Here is a 1,541-nt window from a genome sequence, read left to right as displayed (position 1 = left end):
GTCATAAGGCCGGTAGATCACCGAAGACCTGGCGTACAAACCAGCCAGGCAGGCCGCGATGTACCAGCGGTAGTCGCCCCAGTAATGGTGCGTAAAGAAGTTGCCGTAAATCAGCAGCGCAATCACCACGGCCATCCAGTAAGGCGGGTGATGCCGGATACGCAGGTCAAACAGCCGCCACGCCTGGATGATGTAGCTCCCGACCGCCGCATACATGAAGCCGGAAAACAGCGGAACGCCCAACACTTTCGTATAGGCAAAGTCCGGGTAGCTCCATGACTGGATGGACCCGGAAGTCTTGAAGACCTCCAGCGCAAACCCCACCCCATGGAAAAGGCAGATGGCTTTCAGCTCGTCCAGGGTTTCCAGTTTGGCCARCACCATCCAGCCTTGAATCAGCAGCGCAATCAAAAGCAGAAGGTCGTAGCGCGGAACACCGGCCACGCCTGCCCGCGGCACAAGGAACACCGCTGCAAAGAACAGCCCCGCAAAGAGGCAGGCCCTGGCTTCCTTGAGGCCGAAACAGCCAAACTCCACCAGAAAGCGGCGGAAGCCCGACAGACCCTCATGAGATTTCGCCTGGATCAGCCAGTTGTCCAACGCAAGCAACGCCATCGGCATCTACCTTTTTTTGATTGTTTTTAGCCGTTTTGTTTCGGCGACCGCTGCGATTCTACGTTCGCGAAACTGATACGAATACCGGCATGCCTGCAGGAACAAAAAAGCCCGGACACACCGGGCTTTGACGCAAGGCGACGGCAGGCGGCCTGCTTAAATCGCCACCAGCTGCCGCACGCCGTTGGTTTCCATGTCCTTGCCCTGGCCGCGTGCAATGAATTCGCCGCGCTCCATCACCAGGTAGTCGTCGGCCAGCTCCTGCGCAAAGTCGTAGTACTGCTCCACTAACAGGATGGCCATGTCACCGCGGTCGGCCAGCATGCGGATCACGCGGCCGATGTCCTTGATGATGCTGGGCTGAATACCTTCAGTGGGCTCGTCCAGAATCAACAGCTTGGGCTTGGCCGCCAGCGCGCGTGCAATGGCCAGCTGTTGCTGCTGCCCACCCGACAAATCACCGCCGCGCCGGTTCAGCATTTGCTTGAGCACCGGAAACAGCTCATACAGCTCGGCGGGGATGGGGGTTGAAGCGCTCTTGTAGGCCAGGCCCATGCGGAGGTTCTCTTCCACCGTGAGACGCGCGAAGATTTCCCTTCCTTGCGGGACAAAGCCTATGCCGGCACGGGCGCGTTCGTAGGGCGTCGCGGCTTGAATGGCCTTGCCGTCGAATTCGATCGTGCCGGTCTTGATGGGGACCAGACCCATGAGCGACTTGAGCAGCGTGGTCTTGCCCACACCGTTGCGGCCCAGCAGCACGGTGACTTTGCCCAGGTGAGATTCGAGGCTCACGTCTCTGAGGATGTGGGAGCCGCCGTAGTATTGATTGATGTTTTTGGCTATGAGCATGTGGATTTCCTTACTCTGCCGAGGGCGGTTTTTTATTTGAGCGGCTGTGGTCTTTGCCAAGGACGGCTGGCCGGGGG

Annotated in this window: 2 protein-coding genes; both read right to left on the bottom strand. The window is 59.0% G+C overall.

Annotated elements, in window-relative coordinates:
• Positions 1–615 (bottom strand): DUF817 family protein (locus AC1D0Z_RS21435; RefSeq protein WP_477660175.1); only part of this gene is annotated, 615 nt, incomplete at its 3' end.
• A 156-nt stretch (positions 616–771) separates the two neighbouring features.
• Positions 772–1,464, bottom strand: a complete 693-nt coding sequence (gene urtE, locus AC1D0Z_RS21430; protein WP_477660174.1) for an urea ABC transporter ATP-binding subunit UrtE — start codon at positions 1,462–1,464, stop codon at positions 772–774.
• Positions 1,465–1,541: the final 77 nt, after the last annotated feature.

It is taken from the genome of Polaromonas sp. P1_E3, assembly GCF_056405935.1.
The sequence above is the reverse complement of the archived record's forward strand: the minus strand, read 5'-3'. Positions and strand labels throughout refer to the sequence as shown.